Origin of the sequence: Alteromonas sp. MmMcT2-2, assembly GCF_022348305.1 — a bacterium.
Taxonomy (GTDB): Bacteria; Pseudomonadota; Gammaproteobacteria; order Enterobacterales; family Alteromonadaceae; genus Alteromonas; species Alteromonas macleodii.
Genome location: NZ_JAKRFA010000020.1, coordinates 26,243 through 52,236 on the forward strand (window position 1 = coordinate 26,243; position 25,994 = coordinate 52,236).

Genomic DNA, 25,994 nt, shown 5'->3' on the forward strand with positions numbered 1-25,994 from the left:
TTAAGCGTGCTGTCCGCTTTTTACCAGAATGCTTTAGAAGGCTGAGCGGTAGAACATAAGCGCAATGATAACGGGACACACAAAGCGTACGTACCAAGGCCAAATCTTCCAGAAAATGCTGTGTTCAGCAAACTGATCACCTTGTTTAAGTTCATCGAGTATTGCATCTCTGCGCCACACCCAACCTGCGAAAATACACAAGGCGAGTCCTAGTAACGGTTGGCTATACTCGGTAGTTAATGCGATAACAAAGCCGAACAAGGTTTCAAAATTTAAAATGATGATGCAGCTTAATACAAAGATGACCGATGCCATTAATAACACGGCCTTTTTACGTTGAAGACCTTTACTTTCTACCATAAACGCAACGGGAACTTCCAACATTGAAATTGAAGACGTGACGGCAGCAATCGCCATTAGCGCGAAAAAGGTAAAAGCAACGAAAAGACCTACGCTACCAATGGTATCAAACAGTGCTGGTAGTACTTTGAAAATCAGCGTGTCACCTTGGATTAACGCGCCTTCAGGTGTGAAGATTTCAACGCCGTTGTTTAATGCAACGTACATGGCCGGGATAATAAGCATACCCGCAATAACCGCAACACCGATATCGACAAGCGCTACCGACGCACCAATGCTAGGTAGATTTTCATTTTTACTTAAGTATGAACCATAAACCAGCATGGTACCCACACCTAAAGACATTGAGAAAAAGGCTTGTCCCATGGCGTTAATTAATAAGTCTGGGTCTAGAACGCGAGAGAAGTCAGGTACTAAATATGCTGACCAACCTTCTACGGCACCAGGCTGTAGGCTCACATAAACAATCAGTGCAAGAATGAGAATAACCAATGTAGGCATCAAACGCACCGACCACTTCTCAATGCCGGACTTTACACCTCCGACAACGATAAATGCAGTTAAGCCCATGAATAAGAAGCAGAAAATAATGTTACGCGTAACTGATGAAGTGAGTAGCCAGTCGCTAGCACTCGTAAATCCCACCATGCTTACGGCTGCATCGGCGAAATAAACCAGCATCCATCCGCCTACAATAGCGTAGAATGCAAGGATAAGTGACACGGTAACACAGCCCCAAATGCCCGTTAGCCTTCCGACGAAATTGCCTGATATTTTACCTAAAGCGTCAACCATATTCGAACGTGAACTACGACCGATTATAAGTTCTGCCATAAGTACGGGATAAGCGAGTACAAAAGCCAGCAGTAAGTATACGAGAACAAATGCTGCGCCACCGTTACTTGCTACCTTTGTAGGAAAGCCCCAAATATTACCTAGTCCTACTGCCGAGCCTGCCGCTGCTAGCACGAACCCTATTCGAGAGGAAAATTCGCCTCTGATAGCCATGTTATTTCCCTTTATTATTGTTTTAATAATTTATAGACACAAAAAAAGGGCTGGCCCTAGACCAGCCCTTTTTTCTAATCACTTAATTTCTTGTGATAGCGTAACGGCCTGTTTCGATCATATCGAAAGTAATATTGGCTGCCTCGTCCAAGAATGGATCTAATTCTTCCATATCTTCAGGTAGGTCGTCCAATGTTGTGACAGTTTCCATTCCCAATCGCTGTAAACGTTCGTTAGCACGAGCAAGCGACTTCTCTTCCGCCTCTTTCTTCTCGCCTTCACGTACAGATTTAACTAATGAGATGAAGTTCTTGTCTTTATTTTCCTTATATTCCTTTATGTCGTCTTGGATATAAGAAAACTCAGGATCTTGTAAAATACGTTTGTTGTGCTTCGCTGTTAAAACATCAAGCGCAGCAGTACCGTCTGCAAACGTCGTATAGTTAGCGCGATTGATACTGTCCCATGGCAACGCATTTTCCGCTTGGCTTTCTCCCCATTCAGCTGGTTCAACCGCCGATGGATAAAGAATGTCAGGAATAACGCCTTTATGCTGGGTACTGCCGCCGTCAATGCGATAGAACTTGGCGATAGTAAACTGAACACTACCTAATGGGTTATCGTAAAGGTCATAAATTTTACCTAAACCGCGATGCTGCTGCACTGTCCCTTTCCCGAAGGTTTGTTCACCTACGATGAGAGCACGGTTGTAGTCTTGCATCGCTGCCGCAAAAATCTCTGAAGCAGATGCGCTATATCTGTCAACTAATACGGTTAACGGGCCATCGTAAGCCACTTCGCCATCTGTATCACGGTTAACGCTAACTTTGCTTTGACCGTATCGAATTTGAACCACCGGGCCTTTTTCGATAAATAGGCCAGTAAGTAACGTTGCTTCGGTTAGAGAACCACCGCCATTACCGCGCAAGTCTACGATAACGCCTTTAACGTTTTGCGCTTTCAAGCTTTCTATTTCTTTTGCAACATCCATACTAAGGTTGTTATAAAAACTTGGAATGGTGATTACACCTAGAGGTTCACCCGCGTGAGGACCAGTCTCTGGCACATATACTTCCGATTTGGCTGCGCGATCTTCTAACTTAATTTTATCGCGAGTAAGGCTAACTACCGACGTGGTTTTCGCGTCCGTGGCTCCTTTTTCAACCTGTAGACGAACAGTACTTCCTTTCGGGCCTTTAATTAACTCAACCACTTCGTCCAATCGCCAACCAATCACATCAACAAACTCTTCGTCGTCTTGTGCTACGCCAACAATTTTATCTTCTGGTTTTATTGCGCCAGACTCGTCTGCAGGACCGCCAGGTACAACGCTTTTGATTACCGTGTAATCATCTTCGCTTTGCAAAACCGCACCAATACCTTCGAACGACAAGTTCATGTCCATTTGGAAACGTTCAGCGTTACGCGGAGATAAGTAACTGGTGTGAGCTTCAATTGTACGTGCGAATGCATTCATTGCAGTTTGAAAAACGTCTTCGCTCTTTGCTTGCTTAGTGCGCTTAATCGCTCGCGTATAGCGTTTGGTAAGAAGTTCTTTCGCCTCTTCCCATGTTTTGTCTGCAAGTATTAGATTTAACGCGTCGTATTTAACGCGTTGACGCCAAATTTCATCCAGCTCAGCTTTATTAGCTGGCCATTCAGCATCTTCTCTGTCGTAAAAAAACTTATCGCCTTCTTTTTCAAAGTCGAACGGGCCTTTTTCTAACAGTGCAAGTGCAAATTCATAACGCTCAATGCGTCGTTTTGCGCTTACGTTATACATATCATAGGCAACAGAGAGGTTGCCTTTACTCAGCGCATCATCAAACAATGTGCGGTATTTCTCAAAACCCACAACATCAGACAGCAATAACACTTGTTTATTGTGATCTAATGAATCGATGAAGCGCTGGTAAACTCTAGCTGAGAGTGCATCATCCAACGAAATTTCCTTGTAGTGCGCCCTGGTAAAGAGTGCGCTTACTCGCTTAGCTGCAACACTGTGTTGAGATTCCTGTTGTAAAATGGGAAGCTCGTCTACCTCTGGTGTTGACGTAACTGCGCCTGCTCCTACCCCAACGGTAAGAAAAGCACTGGCGATGGAAATTCGAAGGATGTCTCTCATATTTTACGACCTCTTGGAGCGTGCCAAACGTAAAGCGTCTGCGTTTACTTTAACTACCATGCCTGAGTCTAATTGAACGTGAATGCCATCTTTAGCTACTTCGGTAATTACTGCAGGCATAGGTGCTTTACCTAATTTAACGGTAACTTGCGTACCTTGCTGTAAATCGCTATCTGTCAATTTCGCAGGTGGTGTATTGTTTGGTCTGTTATTTTTCGGTTTAGTTCCGCGCTTAGTATCAGCATGGTCCGAATTTGCAGATTTTTCACCTTTTGGACGATTAAATTGACGTTTATCTTTTCGCTTAGGCTGCTGAGCTAGCTTAGCTTTGCGCTTTTCAGCTGCTTTTGCTTTGCTTTCTTCTAACTGCTGCTGCGCGTGATCAGCGTGTTCTTTTTCAATTGCATCGCCTTCAACGCCGTCTAAATCTACACGGTTTGCACCTTCTTTGATGCTATGAAGATAGCGCCAGCTGTTGGTGTAATGTCGTAGTGTAGAACGAAGTAAGGTTTTGCTAACGCGTTCCTCTTCTTCTAAACGTGTGGCAAGATCTTGAAAAATACCGATCTTAAGTGGGCGGGCCTCGCCTTCAATGCTAAAGCATTTCGGAAAGGTCTCTGCAAGGAAAGCTATCACTTCCTTACTGTTGGTAAACTTCTCTGGTGATTCCATTAACTTTCTAAATTATTCAGGAGATTTCATCGTTACTTGCATCATCCCAAGTTGCCAGCGTGTGGTCAACCCAATCAAGCAATTCGTCGTCATCTATTTCTAATAAATGCTTATCTTGTTGCCAAGATTCCCATGCGTAGTGCAAAATTTGCTCTAAACGCTGTGTTTCAATATCTTCTTCTGCATTGTCATACACCGCATGTAAGATAAAGTTTAAACGTTCAGATGCCTCATCTGGGTCATCATGAAAGTCTTCCATATCCTCATACGTGGATAAAACAACGTGAATATCAACACTGGATTTCATAATTATTTCTGCGAATCCATAAGAATTTGAGCAATTTCAACGAGCCCTTTTTCGTCTTCTTCGGTAAAGCGTTCAAAAACAGGGCTGTCGATATCAAGTACGCCAACCAGCACATCGTTTAGCACTAGTGGAACAACAATCTCAGAGTTTGACGCAGCATCGCAGGCAATGTGTCCTTCGAACTGATGAACGTCTGCTATACGCTGAACAGTTCTGGTACTTGCACTCGTTCCGCAAACGCCTTTTCCAAGTGGAATGCGAATACATGCTGGTTGCCCCTGAAATGGACCGAGTACCAACTGCTCTTCTTTATAAAGGTAAAAACCTGCCCAATTCACCTCTTCGAGGCTATTGAAAAGCAGCGCACTTATATTTGCCATGTTAGCGATAAGATCGTGCTCGCCAGAAACCAAGCTCTTTGCTTGGTTTATTAACTGACCGTACTGTTGTTCTTTCAAACGAATTTCCTGCTATTGAACAATGTTAAAAGACACATTAACACGCGCTTCTATGCGCTCTTGGCCAGGTAAAGACATAGACATGTCTTTGGCAAAAGCTTCGGCGCGCATTACTGGAATCGGCATATTGCCACCAGATTCTGAGATTGCAACAACTTCACCTACTTCAATCTCTAATTCTTTTGCTAATAACTGTGCACGTTGCTTTGCGTCTTTTACCGCAGAAATAAGTGCTTTTTGATAGGCATCGCCTTCACCAATTGAAATAAAGTTGAATTGTTGTATGCGATCAACACCTCGTTTAAGCACGCCATCTAATACTTTGTCATAAGTTTCAAGGTCAGTAGATGTGACGGTGATATCTCGTGACAACGTGAAACCTTCTTGCTGACGGCCTTGAGGCGTATTGATATAGCGAGGTTGTAAGCGTACTTGCATACTCTGAATGTGCTTTTCATTTATGCCTTGATTAAGCAAGAACTTAACAATAGAGCGCAGGTCCGAATCAAGCTGAGTGTTCAGTTTACCTACTGTATTACCTTCTTCTTCAACAACGAGTGTGACTGAATATGCGTTTGGTGTCACTTCTACCGCTCCTACGCCTTGCACATTTATCACCGCTTCTTGTGCGGCCTGTGCAGAAACCATAGGTGCAGATAAGGCAATAAATGATGATGCTAACAATGCTTTTTTAACTACACTTTTAGCTGTCGAATAAGTATTGGTACGCGTGATCATTTTCATAGAGATTCCTTTTTTATGGTGCCTTTTAATTACGTTACCGAAAGGATAAATGTTTAAAACTGAATAGTTTATGAATATACGCAACAAAAGAAATCTTAGCACTGAACTGAAAATAGAAGAGATATAACTTCGCCGAGATGTGCTTTTTATGAGGCAAGACCCAAAAATGGATAAACAATACCAGTCAACTTGATGTTGAACCACTATACCTGCGGTAGCGCGCCGCGATTACGAACATTTTAAATCTCGCTGAGTGGGTAATGATCTATGCGGACTGGTATCAAAGCGCGATGTAAAATTGGTTTTATATGCTAAATGGTTAAAAGCCAACCGTTCAGCTAAGCATCTCGCTGAACGTGTTGACTGAAAAGATTAAAAGGCTCTAGGCTTTTTACTTAAGCACAGTGCGCAACGCTGCAAGGCAGTGATCGATATTACGGGGTTTACATGCGTATCCCATAAGACCGATTCGCCATACTTTACCGGCATGCTCGCCTAAACCGGCGCCTATTTCTAAATTGAAATCTTCAAGCAATTGCTTGCGAACGGCAGCATCGTCTACGCCGTCTGGAATTTTAACTACATTTAATTGAGGCAAACGATAAGCACTGTCTACCGTTAGCTCTAACCCAAGTTCACTTAGACCCTGCGCAAGTTTATCATGACCCAATGCATGACGCTGCCACGCATTTTCTAAGCCTTCTTCTTTTAAAATCAGAAGTGCTTCGTACATAGCGTACATACTGTTGACAGGTGCGGTATGGTGGTAGGCACGCTTGGCGCCCTGCCCCCAATAACCAACAATCAAGTTCATGTCTAGAAACCAGCTTTGCACTTTCGTTTTTCGGTTTTGAATAACGTTAACTGCTCTTTCACTAAATGAAACAGGAGAGATACCCGGCACGCAACTCAAACACTTCTGTGAACCTGAATAAATAGCGTCAATGCTCCAACCGTCAACATCTAACTCGATACCTCCTAGAGAGGTAACTGCATCAACAATGCTAAGACAATCATACTTTTTAGCCAGCTCACAAAGCGCTTTGGCTTCATTGCGTACGCCCGTAGATGTTTCTGCGTGAACAAAGGCAAGGATCTTAATATCCGGATTGGCTTTAAGGGTGTCTTCTACCACATTAAGGTCAGTTTGCTCGCCCCATGTATTGTTGACGGTAATAGCCTCACCACCACAACGCTCTACGTTTTCGACCATTCGATTGCCAAATACGCCGTTAATACACACGAGTACCTTATCGCCTGGTTCTACAAGATTAACAAAACATGCCTCCATTCCTGCTGAGCCCGGAGCAGAAATAGGCATAGTAAGTGCATTGTCAGTTTTAAATGCATATTGTAAAAGCTGTTTGGTTTGGTCCATTAACTCAATGAATAATGGATCGAGATGACCCAGGGTGGGTCTCGCCATGGCGTTTAGAATTCTGGGGTTAACATCGGATGGTCCTGGACCCATCAAAGTCCGTTCAGGGGGAATAAAAGTAGAAAATGATTGCATAATCCATCCTCGTATTAATGTAAGAGCCTGTTTTTAGAGTCAGTATCACGCATATTTAGCATGAACGTTGACGTCATACTACAAGGATAATGGCATGGTACAACCGTCTGTTTTCAACATAACTTACATGAATGAAAGTATGTCTATATATTTAACAAGGGTATACATTAACAACGCTTCATCACGTGGATAAAATGTGTGCAACATGTGGATATAAACTGTACACCTTTTTACTCAAAAAACACCACATCCGACCAGTCTTTAGTCCATTGATTACTAACGTATAAGTTCTACAATTAAATTGACTTTGAGAGTGTAAGATAAAATTCACACAAAAATTGTTTATAATTTAAACAAATGTATTCTATACTCATTGTCCGTTTAAAAGATTTTATTTAAACTCTCCTGTGTAAAAGTTAGCGCACGGCTCAGCAATGAGCCATTCCCCTAGGCCCGGAACGTTTGTTCTGGGCATTTTTTATGGGGATTCAAAATATCGCGAACAGCCTAGTCTTAAATTTCAGCTATCAACTGGCTGTAATGATGACTTATATGTTTTGGCGTTATCTACGTAATGTTCAGCGGACGCTTTTAGTTTGGGCTCGATCTTCTCATCAAATGTTCTAATGACTTTACCAGGCGCTCCAACTACTAAACTGTAATCAGGAATTTCCATGTTTTCCGTTATCAAAGCGTTAGCGCCAATGATGCAGTACTTTCCAATTTTTGCACCGTTTAATACGACAGCGTTAATTCCTATCAAGGAATAGTCACCAATCTCGCAGCCGTGAAGCATGACTTTATGTCCTACTGTTACCCCTTCACCTAGCACTAAAGGAATACCTGCATCGGTGTGTAATACGCTGCCATCTTGGATATTCGTATTTTTACCAACGGTTATCTTGTCCATATCGCCGCGTATAACCGCATTGAACCAAACGCTTGAACCCACTTTGAGTTCAACATTACCAATAACATGTGCGCCTGGCGCTATAAACGTACTTTCATCAACCAGCGGTGATGTAGAACCTAATTTGTAGCGCATTACCCTCTCCCTATTCGTCTACTTTTCTCATTAATCCTTCTTGCATGGTTGACGCAACAAGTTCACCATTTTGGTTAAATATTTGTCCGCGTACCAAACCTCTAGAGCCTCCGCTAAAAGGACTCTCCATTGCATACAATAACCATTCGTTCATATTGATTGGGCGGTGGAACCACATAGCATGGTCTATCGTTGCGATTCGAAGTGATTTATCGGTTACCGCAACACCGTGTGGTTGAAGCGACGTACTGAGAAAATGATAATCTGATGCGTAAGCAAGCGCAGCTTGATGAACAGTCAATGATGCATTCATTGTGTCTCTTGCTTTTAACCAAATATAACGCGTCGGTTCGCGTTTCGCTGACTGGTAAGAGTTAGCTGCATCTACCGTGCGAATATCTACAGGTTTATGATAGCTCAACGCTTCTTGCATAGGCCGTGCAATTTTATTGAAGTTAGCTTCATAGAATTCAATGTCAGACTGCACATCTTCCGGCGCAGGCACATCTGGCATTGTTGGGTTTTGATGCTCCATGCCATCTTGAGGAACCTGAAAAGACGCTGTCATGTAGAAAATATTTCTACCATCCTGAATGGCTTTAACCCGTCTAGCAGAGAAACTTCTGCCGTCTCGCACTACCTCAACATCGTAAACTACAGGCTTTTTAGCATCGCCTGGTAGTAAAAAATAAGTGTGGAATGAGTGTGCGACTCTACCAGCCTCCACTGTTTCGTATGCAGCTGCTAACGCTTGCCCCAAAACTTGTCCACCAAACAAGGCGCGGAAGCCTAAATCCCAGCTTTGACCTCGATAGATGCCAGCCTCCACTGTTTCGAGTTCAAAAAGTGACGATAGTTTAATCTCAGACATGTTGTACTTTCTCTTCAATTACTGCTTTTGGGTTTCGCGGGTAGTACTTTTCAGGCAATTTTGCTTTATGCTCGAAAAAGCGCGTATCTTTATAGGGTAACTTCATAAACCCTGAAATGCCTAGCCCTTTTATTTTGGGAATTTGCTGAACGAGTTGCGCTAATAATGCGTGGAAGCGCTCTTCTTGGCTGTGATCAAGCAACGTGTAATAGTTGTGAATTTTCAAATGCCGCGGTAATGCTTCAAATATAATACAACCAGTGTGATGTATTGTATTAAGTTGAACGATGGTATCGATAATCTCCTGAGGCAGCTTTAATAGTTCGTCCGGATCATCGCCATCTTCGAAATATGAGTGAGTCCGGCTTTCATCCTTTTGTGCAGAAACCCGTGATAGCTCGTAGGGAATAAACATGGCGCCGGCAGGTTTAAATTCTTCATCTTCACTTTCGCGTTCAATGTGCAGCGTGTTTTTGGCGTTGAACATACAACATTTGAACACCGCGGGCTTGTGAATAGCCCTTGCTAAATTAATGACATTATTCACTGCTAAATCAAACGCTGCTTTCATTGATTCATCATATAAGTTCAAGCTTGAATCGACATATATACCTTCTGGCTCCCAGCGCACAGCCATACCGCCAACTACAGGGTAACGGCCTAGTCTGCTTATTGCAGAAACAAATGCTTTTTCGGTATCCCCCATGCCTTGTAGATAGTTTTTGTAGTAGCGGTCAAATTGCGCATCGTCTATATAACGAAGTTCCTCTACGTCTTTTTCATCTAACGAGTCAGAGAGTCTTGCCTGTTGGCGTAGGTAAGATTTTCGAGAGCTGTAAACAACGGTTTCAATATCAGCACGGTTCTGAGTGTGGGCCAGCCATGTAGGGATTAACGGTGTATATTGCGTTGGCTTGTCTTGAGTGAAAACCATATTCTTCAAAACGTGGAGATGATTAAACAGGTAATCTCCGCCCTGCCTTCTCTTTTCTGGATCTTCACTGAGCATGTGCTCAAGGATATTAGCAAGCATTTTAGGAAGACCAAGGGATGAAGGTGTAATAACCTTGCTTCCGTAACGACACGATTGCCCTGATGCCAATGCATATAATGTACTGGCCAAGCCTTGTTCATCGAAGCGGGGGCTGGAGAGTGCGCCATTAAGCTGCTCCTCGCCAATAAAATAAACATCGCCAAGTCGAGCATTAGTTTGATGCAGTTCACCCGACATTAAATCCATTACATTGTTACCTACATATTGCCCAGTGATGTCAGTCTGTGCGAACACTGAAGAGCCCCAATCAATCAATCCAACCGATTCATTTTCGGCATCCCAAACCAGATTCGAGGGCTTTATGTCTCCGTGCACAATGGGTTTAATTTCTCCATTTTCACTGTATTGGCGAAAACTGGATAAAAGTTCGCCGACCTGCACTGCAATTTTGACGATAATACGGGGCGAAAGTGGGCCTGTTTTCAAGCTGACTTTTTCTAGGTCTTCGCCGGGTGCTCGCCCCATAACTAAGATGGATTGTTTGCGTATTTGTTGATATTCAATAAACCGCGGTACAAACTCATGATTAACGTGAGAAAGCATAAAAGCTTCCTCTTCTAGTCTATCTTGCACATGCTGCGGCAACGTTATTCGCGAAAACTTAAATACCCGTGATTCACCGCTTGGCGCGTTCCCTGCAAACGCAAACCCAAAGGCTCCTTTCCCTAAAAGTTCGATGTCACTGTACCCCAACCCTTCTAACTGCGAGATACAAAGGTTTACCCAGTCTTTTAGTTTTTTCGCATCCGCATGAGATAGCAGATATATCGACTGCTCATCGGGTATATAGAAATGTTTTAGGCCTTTGAGTTGCGACATGTTTTTTACTTCACGCTTTTAGTGACTTTTTGAAACAGATTAATCAGCAGCGATACGCTTACCATTGTTAAACTGCACAGCAATCAATTATCTTCGTTTATCCAGGTAACATGCGCTGTAGCGTGATAACCTGCTTCATTTTCACCTAGCATACCAACAACGCTTTCTAACGCGCTTTTTAAATTAGTATCTAGCTGCCAAGGCGGGTTCAAAACGAATACGCCCGAACCATACATTCCGGCATCAGCGGTATTTTCTTCCACGCATATTTCTGCTTTAAAACAGGGTTTACCCATTGCTGCAAGCTTTTCACACATAGCTTCACTTGCACCACTTTTGGCGCCAGCTCTCTCTGAAAGTAGTGGATACCACACTACGATTTGTGCCTGCTGCCAGCGTTTGAATACCTGCTCCACACCTTTAACAAGGTCGTTATATTCATTCGCGCGCTCGTAAGGGGGGTCGATTAAAATAGCACCGCGATTGGGTTTAGGTGGCGTAAGTGCACGAAGCCCTTCGTACCCGTCGCGTTTATGGACGTGGCTATTACGGGTACGTAAACGGGATACATTGCTGTCTAATTTATCGAATTCCGCAGGGTGAAGTTCCATTAGGTGTAAATTATCACCATCCCTTTTCGCTTTTGCGCTTATTGCCGGTGAGCCCGGATACTGCTGCTGCGCGAAAAAAGGTTCACACAACGATAGATAGTCGGCCAACAAGCTCGACAAGTCCTGAGCGCATTTGTCATCTGAAAGTAAACGAGAAATACCTGTCTCGTATTCTTTATTTTTTGACGACATGGCGTCGGTTAGATCGTACGTGCCTGCGCCTGCGTGTGTGTCGAAAAGGGTGAAAGGTTTATCTTTTTTCTTTAATGCGTTGATAACGCCAATCCAACAAAGATGTTTGATGACATCAGCGTGGTTGCCCGCATGAAAGGCGTGTTGATAACTAAGCACAAAACCTCAGTAAAATTCTTGTTTGTTTATATTGCGATATCATAACGCCATCGCGCTTTGAGGTATACAAAACAAAAAAAGGGCCAATAGTTTTTCTATTGGCCCTTTTAAAATATTGCTACTGCAAATCAAATTGCTTTGAATGATATCACTTAAGGTGCATCAACATTTTTTCTGGCTGAGTTAGGTAACTCATCCATAGATTATTGAATCGCACCATAGTCGCACCATCAATAATACGGTGATCGCCGGACCAATTAACCGCCATGATATTTTGCGCGCTAACGTTACCTTCATCGTCAAAGCGCGGAAGTTTCTGCGTTTTACCGAGAGCAACAATGGCTGCTTCTGGCTTATTGATTACTGGCGTTGCGGTAATACCACCTATAGCACCAATATTAGAGATACTAATCGTACCGCCTTTAAGGTGCTCGCCAGCCACGCGCCCTGCTCTGGCTTGCTCGATAATATCCTGCATCTGAACAGCAATATCTAAAAGCGAGAGGTCTTGAACGCGCTTAATATTCGGTACAAGCAAACCAATTTTAGAGTCTACTGCAAAACCAATATTGTGGTCTGCGAAGTAGCTTATTTCAGTGGCGTCTTCGTTAAGCTGACTGTTAATCACAGGGAATTCATTAAGTGCCAACGACATTGCTTTAACGAAAAACGGCATAAAGCTGAGTTTTACGTTCTTCGCTTCAAATTCAGGTTTAAGCAGCTTGCGTAGCGACATCAGGTTGTCCATTACTAACTCGTCACTGACTGTGAAGTGTGGGATAGTATAGACTGAAGCCGACATTTGCTTCGCCATAGCTGCCTGAATACCGCGTACTTTTTCTGTTCTAACGCTGCCTTTAAGCACAGTGCTTGTGCTATTCAAATCACCTTTTTCTGCGGTAGATGAGCTTGGCGCAGAAGATGATGTATTTTGAGACGACGTGTCAACATTCGAATGTTGTAGATTCAACACGTCAGACTTAAGGATCCGCCCCTTTTTACCCGAACCTTCCACAGAAGAAAGGTCGATATTCTTTTCTCTTGCAACACGTCTTACCGCGGGGCTAGCCAACACCTTACCTTCTATAGCAATAGGTGGCTCGTATTCGCCGTCGCTGAACTTTGAAGGAGCAACTTGCGCTGATTGCTGACTTGAACCGTTTGTTTGCGTGTTCACTGAACTTTGAGATGCAACGCTTGAAGCATTGTTGTTTGCCGATGGTGAATCGTCATTAGTACCGCTAGTGGTTGTGACTTCACCGGCAACTTCTAGCGCAAACAATGCACTATGCACTTTCGCTATATCACCTTGCGCGTAATAAAGACGATGCACTGTGCCCGCGTTTTTAGCAGGTATTTCTACCACTGCTTTATCGGTCATCACTTCTACAACGGCTTGGTCTTCTTCTATTTCATCGCCTTCAGCTACATTCCATTTCACAATCTCACATTCAACTATACCCTCACCAATATCTGGTAGAATAAAGTCTTCAATGTGTTTGCCGTTTGAAGCGCTTGAAGAAGCACTGTCATTCGCTGTCGCTGTTTCAGACGCATTGTCTTTTACTTCCGCTTGCGCGTCTTCTTGTGTATCTGAGTTAGCGTCGGCATCATCTGGCGTCATAGAGAATAACGGTGCGTGCACTTTAGCAATATCGCCTACCGCGTAATGCAGTTTATTAACCACACCCGCATGCATTGCAGGAATTTGCACGGTAGCCTTGTCGGTCATTACTTCCGCGACAGGTTGATCTTCTTCTATATGCTCACCTTCAGAAACTAACCATTCCAGAAGTTCGCATTCAACTATACCTTCACCAATGTCCGGTAAGATAAATTCAATTGTCATTTCATCGTCCCCCGGCTTAGTAGTGAAGCGTACGTTTTATGGCTTCGTACGTCTTCGTTTCATCTGGCATATATTCTTTTTCGTGCGCCAAAGGATACGGCGTGTCTAAACCACACACTCTCGCAATAGGCGCTTCAAGATATAAGAAACAACGTTCCTGAATGCTCGCTGCGATTTCACTCGCAAAGCCACCTGTTAGCGGTGCTTCGTGGTTTATCAATAAACGACCTGTTTTCATTACAGATTGCATAACCGTTTCAACGTCCCACGGTAATATACTGCGCAAATCAATGATTTCACATGACACACCATCTTCAAGCGCCATTTCTGCGGCTTTTTGCAAAATTTCTATTTGCGCGCCCCACCCTAGTAAGGTGATATCGCTACCTTCTTGAACAATATCTGCCTTACCTAATGGCAGTTCGTAATCTTCTTCAGGCACTTCCGATACAGAAGCACGGTAAAGACGTTTAGGCTCCATAAACAATACAGGGTTTTTATCGCGAATTGACGCAAGCAACAAACCTTTCGCCTGATATGGGTCACGTGGAATAACAATCTTTAAACCTGGGCAGTGAGCGAAGAATGCCTCTGGTGATTGACTGTGGTAGTGGCCGCCTGCGATACCGCCACCATAAGGTGTACGAATGGTTAGCGTACCAACATCGAACTGACCGCCTGAACGGTAGCGCCATTTAGCCGTCTCATTCACAATTTGATCGAATGCTGGGAAAATGTAATCACCAAATTGAATTTCAGCAACAGGTACAGAGCCTTGTGAGGCCAAGCCGTTCGCGAAGCCAATAATGCCTTGTTCAGTAAGCGGCGTGTTAAAGCAACGCGCCTTACCAAATTTTTCTTGAAGGTGACTGGTTGCACGGAACACGCCACCAAAATGGCCCACGTCTTCACCAAAGACCATTACTTTTTCATCTTCGGTCATGGCTGTGATGAGTGCATTATTAATTGCTTGAAGTAGATTCATCTTAGCCATTATTTTACTCTCCCTGCTGTTTTAGGGTACATCTTCGGGTACTTCTTAATATGCGCTTTCAATTCACTGAGTTGTTCTTTTAAGTGCCAAGGTGCTGTGTCATATACATCTTCGACAATGTCTTCAATGGCACATACGTCAGTCTTTTCACAACTCTTCATTGCTGCTAAAACGTCTTGTCTTGCTTTATCGACGCGCTTTTGGTTCTCAGCCTCGTCAAACCAGCCTTTGCTTTCTAACCATTTCGCCATACGAGCGATAGGGTCTTTTGCACGCCACTTATTTTCTTCTTCACGAGAGCGATAGCCTGTTGGGTCGTCTGACGTGGAGTGCGCCGCTAAGCGATAAGTCATGGCTTCAATAAGTACAGGACACTTTTCTTCAATGGCAATACGACGGGCTTCTTTAGTAGCTGCATAAATGGCTAACACATCGTTACCATCAACACGGATAGTTTTAATACCGTAACCTAAGCCACGAGAAGCAATGCCGTCACCCGCGAATTGCTCTTCTGCTGGTGTTGAAATGGCGTAGCCATTATTACGGCAAAAGAAGATAACTGGGCAGTTAAGTACCGCCGCCATGTTTAACCCTGCGTGGAAGTCTCCTTCTGACGCTGCACCTTCACCGAAGTAACAGATAGTAACCACATCTTTACCGGACATTTTCTGGCCATAAGCATAACCAGATGCTTGAGGGATCTGTGTGCCTAGCGGTGATGATATGGTCATGAAGTTGAGTGGCTTGTCACCATAATGGATAGGCATTTGACGTCCTTTGTTCGGGTCGTCTTTATTGCTAAACATTTGGTTCATGAATTGTTCTGTGGTGTACCCGCGATATGCTAAAGCGCCTTGCTCACGGTACTGAGACATAATCATGTCATCTTCTGATAGTGCTGCAGCACTTGCTACTGACGCCGCTTCTTCGCCTGTACTGGCCAAGTAAAAACTAATACGACCTTGGCGCTGCGCACCCACCATACGTTCATCTAATACGCGAATGTAATGCATGGTATTAAATATTTTTAATGCTTCTTCTTTGCAGAGGTCAGGTTCAACTGCTTTTTCAATGAGTTCACCTTCAGCAGAAAGGATTTGCAGCATTGGGATATCAACAACCCCTTTAGTAATAATTTCGACCTTATTTGTTGTTTTTACTTCGGCCAAATGATTTCTGTCTTTCACGTTTGTTCCCCTTAAATATGAGGGTTAATAGCGACTTATAGTGTTTGGAATATGCTAGATGAGGAGAAGCAGGAGTGTCTTACTTATTAAAAGGTATTTTTTTAAATGGGTGAAATGGCCATACTCAATTAGTCTAAATGAAAAGGATATTCGTCCTAAAAACGTAAACCCCATGTAAAAAATATGAAAACCGAGTAGGACAATCATTTCTCATTCACATCCAGTAATAGAGTTTCTAGCGTTTTAAAAGCTTATTTATCCAATAATCTACTGTTTAGAACTTCAATGAAAAAAGGGAGTTATCTATGCAACGACTAATCGTCGTTAAATGTAACAAAATGTGTAAATTGTGTATTGCAGAAACACACGTTACAAAAAGAAAAAAAGTGTGCTAGTAATAAATAGTCACAGCGATAAGTTGCGTTTTAAAAAAGGCGAATGACCTTTTAAGCAAACAAAAAAATCGTTGGGCTCCAGGGAACTATTCACACGAGAATAATTATGAAAAAAACAATCCTTAGTACGGTTATTGCTACCGCATTAGCAGGCTCAGCCTTTGGTGCACTAGCAATATCAAATCAATTATCTGGCCACAGCGTTGAACAACGTAACGCCATCGAAGCATCCTTCGACAAAAAGAATATTCTTGCAAATGCAATCCAAGCGGATAGTGATAGCGTACGTGTTATCGTACAACTTACTGACGTGCCTATGGCGCAATTCAGCGCAGTAAATCCAAGTGTAAGCAGCATGGCTGCCCACAAAGGTCAAAAGGTAAATTTCAAGTCAAATGCAGCGAAGGAATATCAATCTTTCCTTGAAGCTCAACAGCAATCGGTTATCCAGTCTATCAAGTCATTCGATAAGTCATTCAAAGCTGACATGTCTTACACAGCAGCATTTAATGGTTTTGCGGGTATCGTTTCAAAGAGTGCACTTGATAAGCTTTCCAGCCTTTCGACAGTAAAAGCGGTATACCCAGACTTAGTACACCATGCCCAAATGGACGCGAGTTTGGATCTGATCGGTGCAGTTCAAACGTGGGAACAGTTCGGCGGGAAGGAAAGCGCCGGTGCAGGCGTGAAAGTGGCGATCATCGATAGTGGTATTCGTCCAGAAAACCCTTTATTCAGTGGTGAAAATTTTACAGCACCTGATGCTGCGACACTTCCTACTGACGACTACTGTTCAGAAGTTCCTGATTTTTGTAACAATAAACTAATTGTTGCTCGCGCAGCAGACATCGTAGAAGGCTTCTCTGTTGTTGAAGAAGAATACGAGAGCCCGCTAGGATTCAATGGACACGGTACGCACGTAGCAGGTACCGCAGTAGGTAATTACGGAGTAATGGCAGAGCGCGATGGTGCAGAAGCTGAAATCTCTGGTGTTGCGCCAGCTGCTTATCTAATGGTTTACAAAGGTTTGTATGCCACACCAGCTAACCCTGCTTCTTCTAGCGGTGCTTCTTCAATGCTGCTTTCTATGCTTGAAGCTGCGCTTACAGATGGTGCTGACATTGTAAATAACTCGTGGGGTGGCGGTGCAGGTGGAAACCCTAACGGCTCAGTATATGAAGACGTACTTGAAGCCATGCACGATGCGGGCGTTGTTACCGTTTTTGCAGCGGGTAACGATGGTCCGGGTGCTGGCACTATTGGCTGTCCTGGTTGTTCAGAAGACGTAATAACGGTCGCAAATACAACAACGGGTCGTTTGTTCGCAAACGAGGTGACCGTTGAAGGCGACACCACTTTAGGTTCTATTCCGGCACTTTACTCAGTGGGCAACCCTGCCATTGTATTTGATAGCCCAATTACTGCACCTGTTGTTTATGCAGGCGAAGTAGATGCGGCAAACGTAGAAGGTTGTGATGCATTTGCTGCGGGCGCGTTCGATGGTGCAATTGCGCTTATCAGCCGTGGTACGTGTGGTTTCGTGACTAAAATTGAAAACGCAGAGGCTGCGGGAGCAACAGCTGTTCTTATTCATAACGTTGATGGACGCGGTGAAGCGCCAATATTAATGGGCGGCTTAAGTGAAGCTCAAACAATTCCATCACTTATGCTTCCTGCTACACCAGGTTTAGCGCTTGCTAACCTAGCTGAAACTACTGATGAGTCGCTAAATGTAACTATCGGTAGCGATATTGTTCGCGTTGTTTCAGATAGCCTTGCTGACATCATGAATGAAAGCAGCTCTCGCGGTCCTAACGGCGACCCGACGTTCCTTAAGCCTAATATTGCTGCTCCTGGTACTCGCATCTTCTCTGGCGAATCACCGGATGCACCAGGACACGAAGACCAGAACTTCTCGTTCAAGAACGGTACTTCAATGGCATCGCCACACGTAGCTGGTGCAGCTGCACTTCTTAAGCAAATGCATCCTGATTGGACTGCACAGCAGATAAAGAGTGCGCTTGTTACTTCTTCAATTCGCGATATTTTGAAAGAAGATGCGTCTACCGCAGCAGACAACTTTGACATGGGTGCAGGTCGTTTAGATCTTCCTCGTGCAACATCTGTTGAACTAACATACAGCGACCTAAGCCTTGTTTCATCTGAGTGTTATATCACGTGCGAAATGTCTATCACTGTGACTAATACAAGCGACGCTGATGTGACAGTAGACGCGACCACAATGTTTGATGATGATAATATTGTTGCTACGGTTACGCCTGCAATGGCAAGCCTACCTGCTGGTGCATCTGCACAAATCATGGTTTCGGTAGATGTATCATTGGCAGGTTCTGGCGAATGGTTATTCGGTGGTATCAACTGGGCGGACACTAACGATGAAACCACTGATTATTTCATACCTGTTGCTATTTACCCGATCAATACCGATGAACCTGAATTATTTAACAGCTCAGTAAGCAACACGTTTGCAGCTGAAAATGAAACAGTAGTTACGTCGGCATCGGTTACAAACTCAGGTGTAACAGGCCTAATTGGTGTAACTTCGACAGTTGATGAAAAGTACGATATCGACGTTTCTAGTATTTCAGCGGTCAAGAATGGCAACCAAGAGCCTGTGACCTACGATGCAGAAAAACGTGAAGTGCGCTGGGAAGGTGCTCTTAACACAGCGACGCTTGAGCTAGTTGAAACGGCTGCGCCATTTGGGTACTTGCCAATGAGAAATCTACCTTTTGTGGTAGACCCTATCGTATGTAGTGAAACCTGTGACGATGCAGCAATAACGGTAGAGTCATTCATTGACATAGAGTACATGGGACAGACCTACACAAACGTCCAAGTATCTTCTAACGGTTTTATCTCGCTAGGTACATCATCTGGTCAAGTGACTGAGTATCGTCCACAATCACTTCCAGGTGCGTCTGAGCCAAACAATGTTATAGCACCTTACTGGACAGATCTCGATCTAGATGGTACTGCTGATGACGATACTGGCACAGGTACAATGTATGCGGCGACGCTTAACACCAGTACTAACCAGTTCTTTGTTGTTGAGTGGGAAAACGCGATGCTGTGGGGCGACACTGGTTCTAGTGTAAACTTCCAGATATGGTACGACCGCAACGCTGCCTCATTTTCATTTGCTTATGGCCCAATGAGCCCTAATGGCACACCTACTGTTGTAGGCTTCGAAAATGCGTCAGGTACAGTTGGTTATACCCACGCTGCACAGTTATCTACTGGTATTGTAGGTTCTCTTCCAGTTGAGGGTGATGAGTTTGGTATCGTTACCATCCCTGGCGATCAGATTACCGTTAGCTACAGCGGTTCAGTTAAGCCATCAGGCGAACTAATGGATGATGTGCTTTCTGTTGATGAAGACGCCTCTATCACAGCGAACATCTTGGCTAACGAGATGGAAGATATGATTTTCAATACGTTTGAGATGGAATCACTGTCAGGTGACTTCAGAACTTATACGCCTATTGAAGTTGATAGAGAAGAGCTAGACCCATCAACGCTAGAAGTGGTTGCTGAAGCGCAAAACGGTACTGTAGCAATTAATGATGACGGTACGATAACTTATACACCTAATGCAGACTTCTTCGGTGAAGATTCGTTTACTTACACTGTGCGTGTAATGGGTACTACCACGGAAGAAGGTGAAGAAGTACTTGGTGAAGCTATCGGTGAAGGCACAGTAACTGTAGCGGTTGCAGGTGTGCAAGATGCTCCAGTTATTTCAATATCTGCTCCAACTAGCGTTGATGAAGGTCAGTCTTACACTGTAACTGCTTCTGCAACTGACGCAGACGGAGACGATGTGACTATCACCATTAACGGTGTAGAGCGCACTTCGTTCACTGATACAGCGCCTAGTAACGAACAGTCTAACCGTGTAACGGTTCAAGTAACGGCTTCAGATGGTATTGAAACTACTACAGAAAGCGTGACTATTCGCGTTAACGATAAGTCTGGTGGTTCAATGGGCTGGATTGCATTGCTTCTTGCTCCAGCAGTTTACCTACGTAGACGCATGAAACGTTCATAACGTTTTTTGATAAGAGAAAAAAGGCCGCAATTGCGGCCTTTTTTAATCGTCTTGAGAAAGTTGCTGTAAGTGCTGCGACATTCGCTTACTGGGTTGTACGCCAAGTTCTCTAAACTTTTCTATTTGCCTTACCAAGTTCCCTCTTCCATTGGTTAACTTATTCATTGCTTGTTCGTAGTTTGCGTGAGCGGTATCCATCGACTTACCTACTTTTTCCATATCCGTCACAAACCCAACGAACTTGTCATAAAGCTTTGCTGCTTGTTCAGCAATAAGCTGTGCGTTTTGATTTTGGTACTCATACTGCCAAATGTTATTAATAGTACGCAGAGCAACCAGTAAATTAGTTGGGCTAACCAACATGATGTTGTGATTAAGTGCCATTGTGACTAAATCTGGTTCTTCTTCGACAGCAATCAGAAATGCAGGCTCAATGGGAATGAAAAGTAACACATAATCCAGTGTCTTTATGCCTTTAAGCGTTTGGTAGTCCTTCGCGCCTAAGCCTTTGATGTGCCCTTTTATAGAAGCCACATGTTGACTTAAAAATTGCGCTTTCTCAGCTTCATCATCACAGTTGTAATACCTTTCATAGGCCGCCAAACTTACTTTTGAATCTATGATCACATCTTTATCATTTGGCAAATGCACCACGACATCTGGTTGAAATCGCTTGCCGTGCTCTGATGTTGCTGACATCTGTGTTTCAAATTCATGACCCTCGCGTAAACCAGATTCTTTGAGTATCCGCTCAAGCACTACTTCGCCCCAGTTTCCTTGCTTTTTATTGTCACCTTTTAGTGCATTAGTCAGCGCTGCAGCTTCTTCCGTAATTTTCTGGTTGAGAGCCTTTAAACTTAGAATCTCTGTCTTAAGTGAGGCTCGCTCCTGCCCCTCACGTATGTGTTGTTCTGAGATTTGACGTTTAAAACCATCTAACTCGTTTTTGAATGGCGCCAAAACAGCTTCTATATTGTGTTTTGTTTGTTGCGTGTAACGCTGTTGCTTTTCTTCGAATATGCGATTTGCTAGATTTTCGAATTGCGTATGCAAACGTTGTTCAGATGCATTCATAGACGCAAGCTTATCTTCATGCGCAGCATGGAGCGCCTGAATTCTTGCTTGGTGCGCATCGTTTTGTGCTTGAAGCTTGGCAATAGCAATACGCTCGCTATTCAAAGCATTTTGTAGCTGCTCATTGATTTGCGAAAGCTGCGCTATCTTGGTGGCATTCGCCTGGCCTCGAATAAATGAATAAAGTGAAAAAGCACACACACTTACGAAGGCTATTAGAAAGGAAATGGGTTCGCTAGAAATAAGGTTAATTAACATAGTGCACGTTCATACTGTTATTTTGTACAGCACTATAAACAAAATCAGATAAATATACCAACTGGTATAAATTTAAAATTAAATTGGGGCAAAACGTCTAGCACGTACACCTTTAAAAAAATGAAACTACACAAATGAAAACGGGTGCTATTGCACCCGTTTTTTATACTGTGATGAAAAACCTAATTAGCTTTCTTAAGCAGAACGGCTCATCTTAAGTTTTGCTTTTCTATCTATTTAGATAGCGAGGCATCAAGCTCTTCAATTTTTGCTTTCCAAATGGCCGGACCATTTTTGTGAGCATTGGCACCCGTGCTGTCTACTGCAACGGTTACTGGCATGTCTTCTACGTCGAACTCGTAAATTGCTTCCATACCTAAGTCCTCGAAAGCTACGACACGAGATTTCTTAATGGCTTTAGATACAAGGTACGCTGCACCTCCAACTGCCATTAGATAAACCGCTTTGTGTTTAGCAATTGATTCAACGGTTGCTGGACCACGCTCTGCTTTTCCAATCATGCCAATAAGGCCTGTTTTCTCTAGCATCATGTCAGTGAACTTATCCATACGGGTAGCCGTTGTCGGGCCAGCCGGACCAACCACTTCGTCACCTACAGCGTCAACAGGACCAACGTAATAGATAAAGCGGTTAGTTAGGTCAACGCCCTCTGGTAAACCTTCACCATTTTCCATCATGGTTTGAATGCGCTTGTGAGCAGCATCACGACCGGTAAGCATCTTACCTGACAGCAGTACCGTTTCGCCTACTTTCCACTCTTGGATATCTTCTTTTGTTACTTCATCAAGGTTAACGCGGCGAGTGTTTTCGCTCACTTCCCAAGTTACTTCTGGCCAATCTTCTAATTTAGGTGGCGTAAGCTCCGCTGGACCCGAACCATCTAGATAAAAATGTGCGTGACGAGTCGCCGCACAGTTAGGGATCATTGCTACAGGTTTTGACGCAGCGTGAGTAGGTAGCGACTTAATCTTAACGTCAACAACGGTCGTTAAACCACCTAGGCCTTGCGCACCGATACCCAATTTATTTACGCGGTCAAAAATTTCTAAACGAAGTTTTTCGTCGGTAGTTTGCGGGCCGCGCTCTATAAGTTCTTGGATGTCTACTGGGTCCATAAGGCTTTCTTTTGCAAGTACCGCTGCTTTTTCAGCCGTACCGCCAATACCTATTCCCAGCATACCTGGAGGGCACCAGCCTGCCCCCATCGTTGGCAAAGTTTTTACTACCCAGTCAGCAATATCATCGCTTGGGTTAAGCATTACCATTTTAGACTTGTTTTCAGAACCGCCGCCTTTAGCCGCGATCATCACTTCGATCTTTTCACCCGCAACCATGTCGATATGCACAACAGATGGCGTATTGTCTTTGGTGTTTTTGCGCCCACCGGCAGGGTCAGCAACGATAGAGGCGCGAAGCGGATTGTCTGGATTAAGGTATGCACGACGTGTACCTTCATCAACCATTTCTTGAACGGTCATGTCAGTTTTATCCCACGTCACACCCATACCAACTTTAACAAAACAGGTTACGATCCCCGTGTCTTGACACAAAGGGCGCTTACCCTCTGCAGACATGCGTGAGTTGATAAGAATTTGCGCCATCGCGTCTTTCGCGGCTTGGCTCTTTTCCTTTTTATAGGCTTCTTCTACGGCTTTAACGTAATCGAGCGGGTGATAATAAGAAATAAATTGCAGGGCATCTTCAATGCTGTCAATGAAGTCTTGTTGACGGATAACGGTCATGACATCCTCTTTTTATTTGGCTTTCGTGGTCTTAGCTAGCTAAAAAAGCGTATACTAGCGCATCTAAAGACAACGCACCATGTAAAACCATGTGCTTGTGGCTAATTCCAGTCATTTTTAAAAACTATGCTGAAGGGATATCTGAAAAAGCAGCTTAATGTCATCGGTTATTAGCCCTTATTTGTTAACGCCAGTTAAAAATAGAAGGAAGTTTGTGCTTAATTCAAGCACCAAACGCCCACGATAAAAAGAAGTACAGAAAACACCTATGTCACACGCAGATACTATTCACGTTCATGTTTCCCGTTTCACTGCAGAGGAATTAGCCGACAAATTAGCGCTAAATTGTGACGAGAACACAGCCGTTTTCAATGCACTGTTTAAGCGAGTCTCTACACACCCATACTCCCTTTTACTAGATACTTCTGGTTCGTCGAAAAGTGAAGGTCGCTTCAATATTATGGCAATTTCGCCTTCCGCAGTTATCGAAGCAAAAGGTGATAAGGTTCAACTCATAGAACTAAACACTTCAAAGCGCCAGGAATTAACATTGGCGCCCTTTGAAGCGGTGCAAGCACACTTACATGCGCGCGTTTCAAATGTAGAGATACATGCCAGTGTAAATACAGCGCACCTCCCTTTCATTATCGGTGTGGCTGGTATGGCAGGCTATGACACTGGGCGCTTTTATGAAACGATGCCAAGCATCGCCAAAGATGACTACGAAACCCCTGATTTTGCGGTTGGCCTTTATCTTCGTTCACTTATTGAAGATACAAAAACAGGTTACATCTATTATTGCTCCGTTGACAGTCAACCACTGACTCAGTTTTTTTCTTCGTTCAACGACGAAACACCTGAGCCAAACTTCAAGTTAACGTCGCGGTTCGAATCAAATTTGTCTAAAACGGAATATGAAGCTTGTTTGGATAAAATACACGCCTATTTGCGTGCCGGTGATTGCTACCAAGTAAATATGGCGCAACGTTTTAGCGCAGCGTTTGAAGGGAATATGTGGCAAGCATATTGTGAGCTACGCAATCAAAATCAAGCGCCATTTTCAGCTTTTTATAACCTGCCCCAAGGCTGTATTGCTTCCATTTCACCAGAACGCTTTCTACGCGTTAGAGATGGGGTTGTAGAAACAAAACCGATAAAGGGTACACGCCCGCGATTTAAAGACAAAGAAGAAGATGCCGCCAGTGCTCAGAGCTTGCTCTCAGCAGAAAAAGACCGTGCAGAAAATCTCATGATTGTAGATCTGTTGCGCAACGATATTTCAAAGCACTGCAAACCTCACTCGGTGAACGTACCCGCACTCTTTGCTCTTGAAAGTTATCAGGCTGTGCACCATTTAGTAAGTACGGTAACTGGTGAATTGAATGAATCTTCTTCGCCTTTATCGCTTCTGGCATCAGCATTTCCTGGGGGGTCAATAACTGGAGCACCGAAAATCCGCGCGATGGAAGTTATCGATGAGCTAGAGCCACATCGCCGGAATATCTACTGTGGTAGCGTGTTCTATATGGGTTTTCGTGAAGACATGGATTCAAGTATTTGTATTAGAACCGTATTGGCAGAGAACCGTCGATTACATTGCTGGGCCGGTGGTGGTATTGTGCTAGATTCTGTTTCTAACGAAGAATATCAAGAAACCCTAGATAAAGTGTCTAGAATACTGCCAGTACTTGAATCAATTAACCAATAGCACAGTATTTGTATGTAATGTGCTAGCACAAAGGTAAGCATATAGGTTGTAAACAAATATCTATGACAAAGAACGAATTTCTATCACAGTTTCACCACTTAAGGCAGCCTCACACCGAGCCAGATTTTCCGTTGCGAAAAACAGGGCGCCCTGCGGCAGTACTTATCCCCCTGATAGATTATGGCAATTCGCTTCAACTACTGCTTACCGAACGAGCGCACCACCTTAAGCATCATCCAGGTCAAATCAGTTTTCCAGGCGGAGCGGTCGACGAAGCTGACAATTCTTTTTTTGACGCGGCACTTAGAGAAGCTGAAGAAGAAGTTGGTTTACCCGCTACTCACGTAGACGTAGTAGGAATGTTGCCTAGATACCGAACAATCAGCGGATATGAAATTGCGCCAGTTGTTGGCTTTGTAAATCCTGACTTTACACCGATTATTGACAAAAATGAGGTAGAAAGCGCTTTTGAAGTGCCTCTCGCACATGTTTTAGAGAGAAGAAATCATTTAGTTCACACGACGCATCGCGATAAAAAGGCATTTCCAATTTACTTTATCCCATGGAAAAACCGCATGATATGGGGCGCAACGGCGGCAATGTTACGCAATTTATCTCATCATATTCACCCTTAGCCTTTGTATTTGCTTGACCGCTCTTGCGTGTACTATAAATTAAACTTTACAGCGTATTAGCAAAACTAATCCCTTTATTAGCTTTTCTGTATTGTGGTTTTTCCGTGGTGGATGCATGATC

At 43.7% G+C, this 25,994-nt stretch carries 19 protein-coding genes; 3 read left to right on the forward strand and 16 right to left on the reverse strand.

What is annotated here, in order from left to right; translation table 11 throughout:
* Positions 1–33 precede the first annotated feature (33 nt).
* From MHM99_RS12660 to MHM99_RS12725, 14 genes are all read right to left on the reverse strand, one after another.
* Positions 34–1,368 (reverse strand): sodium-dependent transporter, encoded by a 1,335-nt coding sequence (locus tag MHM99_RS12660; protein ID WP_239219605.1) that lies wholly within the window; start codon positions 1,366–1,368, stop codon positions 34–36.
* Between the two features lie 82 nt (positions 1,369–1,450).
* Positions 1,451–3,493 (reverse strand): carboxy terminal-processing peptidase, encoded by a 2,043-nt coding sequence (gene prc, locus MHM99_RS12665; protein ID WP_014949543.1) that lies wholly within the window; start codon positions 3,491–3,493, stop codon positions 1,451–1,453.
* Between the two features lie 3 nt (positions 3,494–3,496).
* On the reverse strand, positions 3,497–4,165 hold the full coding sequence (proQ, locus tag MHM99_RS12670; RefSeq protein WP_014949542.1) for an RNA chaperone ProQ: 669 nt from the start codon (positions 4,163–4,165) through the stop codon (positions 3,497–3,499).
* Between the two features lie 16 nt (positions 4,166–4,181).
* A complete protein-coding gene (locus MHM99_RS12675) occupies positions 4,182–4,472 on the reverse strand; it encodes a hypothetical protein (protein ID WP_014949541.1) in 291 nt (96 codons plus the stop codon).
* Between the two features lie 2 nt (positions 4,473–4,474).
* On the reverse strand, positions 4,475–4,930 hold the full coding sequence (locus MHM99_RS12680; protein ID WP_014949540.1) for a GAF domain-containing protein: 456 nt from the start codon (positions 4,928–4,930) through the stop codon (positions 4,475–4,477).
* A 12-nt stretch (positions 4,931–4,942) separates the two neighbouring features.
* Complete coding sequence (locus MHM99_RS12685; RefSeq protein WP_061095038.1) at positions 4,943–5,674, reverse strand: SIMPL domain-containing protein; 732 nt, start codon at positions 5,672–5,674, stop codon at positions 4,943–4,945.
* 391 nt (positions 5,675–6,065) lie between these two features.
* Complete coding sequence (locus tag MHM99_RS12690; protein WP_239219606.1) at positions 6,066–7,187, reverse strand: alanine--glyoxylate aminotransferase family protein; 1,122 nt, start codon at positions 7,185–7,187, stop codon at positions 6,066–6,068.
* Positions 7,188–7,707: 520 nt separating this feature from the next.
* The gene (locus MHM99_RS12695; protein WP_110289107.1) at positions 7,708–8,232 is read right to left on the reverse strand and encodes a gamma carbonic anhydrase family protein; all 525 of its coding nucleotides are present in this window, start codon (positions 8,230–8,232) and stop codon (positions 7,708–7,710) included.
* Positions 8,233–8,242: 10 nt separating this feature from the next.
* Entirely contained in the window at positions 8,243–9,103 is an 861-nt protein-coding gene (gene tesB / locus MHM99_RS12700) for an acyl-CoA thioesterase II (RefSeq protein WP_014949536.1), read from the reverse strand.
* Positions 9,096–10,976 carry a phosphotransferase gene (locus tag MHM99_RS12705; protein WP_239219607.1) on the reverse strand — a complete coding sequence of 627 codons (1,881 nt, stop codon included), beginning with the start codon at positions 10,974–10,976 and terminating at the stop codon, positions 9,096–9,098. Before MHM99_RS12705 ends, tesB begins: the two co-directional genes overlap by 8 nt.
* An 83-nt stretch (positions 10,977–11,059) precedes the next feature.
* Positions 11,060–11,938 (reverse strand): 23S rRNA (adenine(2030)-N(6))-methyltransferase RlmJ, encoded by an 879-nt coding sequence (gene rlmJ, locus MHM99_RS12710; protein WP_049586271.1) that lies wholly within the window; start codon positions 11,936–11,938, stop codon positions 11,060–11,062.
* A gap of 148 nt (positions 11,939–12,086) precedes the next feature.
* Entirely contained in the window at positions 12,087–13,787 is a 1,701-nt protein-coding gene (locus MHM99_RS12715) for a dihydrolipoyllysine-residue acetyltransferase (protein WP_202942876.1), read from the reverse strand.
* A 16-nt stretch (positions 13,788–13,803) separates the two neighbouring features.
* Complete coding sequence (locus tag MHM99_RS12720; protein WP_061095031.1) at positions 13,804–14,781, reverse strand: alpha-ketoacid dehydrogenase subunit beta; 978 nt, start codon at positions 14,779–14,781, stop codon at positions 13,804–13,806.
* Complete coding sequence (locus tag MHM99_RS12725; RefSeq protein WP_239219608.1) at positions 14,781–15,968, reverse strand: thiamine pyrophosphate-dependent dehydrogenase E1 component subunit alpha; 1,188 nt, start codon at positions 15,966–15,968, stop codon at positions 14,781–14,783. The genes MHM99_RS12720 and MHM99_RS12725 overlap by 1 nt, the downstream gene beginning before the upstream one ends.
* A gap of 501 nt (positions 15,969–16,469) precedes the next feature.
* Here MHM99_RS12725 and MHM99_RS21225 point away from each other — a divergent pair.
* Positions 16,470–20,435 carry a S8 family serine peptidase gene (locus MHM99_RS21225; protein ID WP_049586340.1) on the forward strand — a complete coding sequence of 1,322 codons (3,966 nt, stop codon included), beginning with the start codon at positions 16,470–16,472 and terminating at the stop codon, positions 20,433–20,435.
* A 42-nt stretch (positions 20,436–20,477) separates the two neighbouring features.
* On the opposite strand, the gene rmuC is transcribed toward MHM99_RS21225, so the two are convergent.
* Positions 20,478–21,767: a DNA recombination protein RmuC gene (gene rmuC, locus MHM99_RS12745; protein ID WP_239219617.1), complete on the reverse strand. Its 1,290-nt coding sequence runs from the start codon at positions 21,765–21,767 to the stop codon at positions 20,478–20,480.
* A gap of 233 nt (positions 21,768–22,000) precedes the next feature.
* Positions 22,001–23,530 carry a fumarate hydratase gene (locus MHM99_RS12750; protein ID WP_239219619.1) on the reverse strand — a complete coding sequence of 510 codons (1,530 nt, stop codon included), beginning with the start codon at positions 23,528–23,530 and terminating at the stop codon, positions 22,001–22,003.
* A gap of 268 nt (positions 23,531–23,798) precedes the next feature.
* Here MHM99_RS12750 and pabB point away from each other — a divergent pair, with 268 nt between their 5' ends.
* Both pabB and MHM99_RS12760 read left to right on the forward strand, forming a co-directional pair.
* Complete coding sequence (gene pabB, locus MHM99_RS12755; RefSeq protein ID WP_239219621.1) at positions 23,799–25,238, forward strand: aminodeoxychorismate synthase component I; 1,440 nt, start codon at positions 23,799–23,801, stop codon at positions 25,236–25,238.
* A 62-nt stretch (positions 25,239–25,300) separates the two neighbouring features.
* On the forward strand, positions 25,301–25,873 hold the full coding sequence (locus tag MHM99_RS12760) for a CoA pyrophosphatase (RefSeq protein WP_171337043.1): 573 nt from the start codon (positions 25,301–25,303) through the stop codon (positions 25,871–25,873).
* Positions 25,874–25,994: the final 121 nt, after the last annotated feature.

Coding starts and splice junctions, on each gene's coding strand:
- MHM99_RS12660 (WP_239219605.1), bottom strand. CDS start 1,368: ATGGCTATCAGAGGCGAATTTTCCTCTCGAATAGGGTTCGTGCTAGCA.
- prc (WP_014949543.1), bottom strand. CDS start 3,493: ATGAGAGACATCCTTCGAATTTCCATCGCCAGTGCTTTTCTTACCGTT.
- proQ (WP_014949542.1), bottom strand. CDS start 4,165: ATGGAATCACCAGAGAAGTTTACCAACAGTAAGGAAGTGATAGCTTTC.
- MHM99_RS12675 (WP_014949541.1), bottom strand. CDS start 4,472: ATGAAATCCAGTGTTGATATTCACGTTGTTTTATCCACGTATGAGGAT.
- MHM99_RS12685 (WP_061095038.1), bottom strand. CDS start 5,674: ATGAAAATGATCACGCGTACCAATACTTATTCGACAGCTAAAAGTGTA.
- MHM99_RS12690 (WP_239219606.1), bottom strand. CDS start 7,187: ATGCAATCATTTTCTACTTTTATTCCCCCTGAACGGACTTTGATGGGT.
- MHM99_RS12695 (WP_110289107.1), bottom strand. CDS start 8,232: ATGCGCTACAAATTAGGTTCTACATCACCGCTGGTTGATGAAAGTACG.
- tesB (WP_014949536.1), bottom strand. CDS start 9,103: ATGTCTGAGATTAAACTATCGTCACTTTTTGAACTCGAAACAGTGGAG.
- MHM99_RS12705 (WP_239219607.1), bottom strand. CDS start 10,976: ATGTCGCAACTCAAAGGCCTAAAACATTTCTATATACCCGATGAGCAG.
- MHM99_RS12715 (WP_202942876.1), bottom strand. CDS start 13,787: ATGACAATTGAATTTATCTTACCGGACATTGGTGAAGGTATAGTTGAA.
- MHM99_RS12720 (WP_061095031.1), bottom strand. CDS start 14,781: ATGGCTAAGATGAATCTACTTCAAGCAATTAATAATGCACTCATCACA.
- MHM99_RS21225 (WP_049586340.1), top strand. CDS start 16,470: ATGAAAAAAACAATCCTTAGTACGGTTATTGCTACCGCATTAGCAGGC.
- rmuC (WP_239219617.1), bottom strand. CDS start 21,767: ATGTTAATTAACCTTATTTCTAGCGAACCCATTTCCTTTCTAATAGCC.
- MHM99_RS12750 (WP_239219619.1), bottom strand. CDS start 23,530: ATGACCGTTATCCGTCAACAAGACTTCATTGACAGCATTGAAGATGCC.
- pabB (WP_239219621.1), top strand. CDS start 23,799: ATGTCACACGCAGATACTATTCACGTTCATGTTTCCCGTTTCACTGCA.
- MHM99_RS12760 (WP_171337043.1), top strand. CDS start 25,301: ATGACAAAGAACGAATTTCTATCACAGTTTCACCACTTAAGGCAGCCT.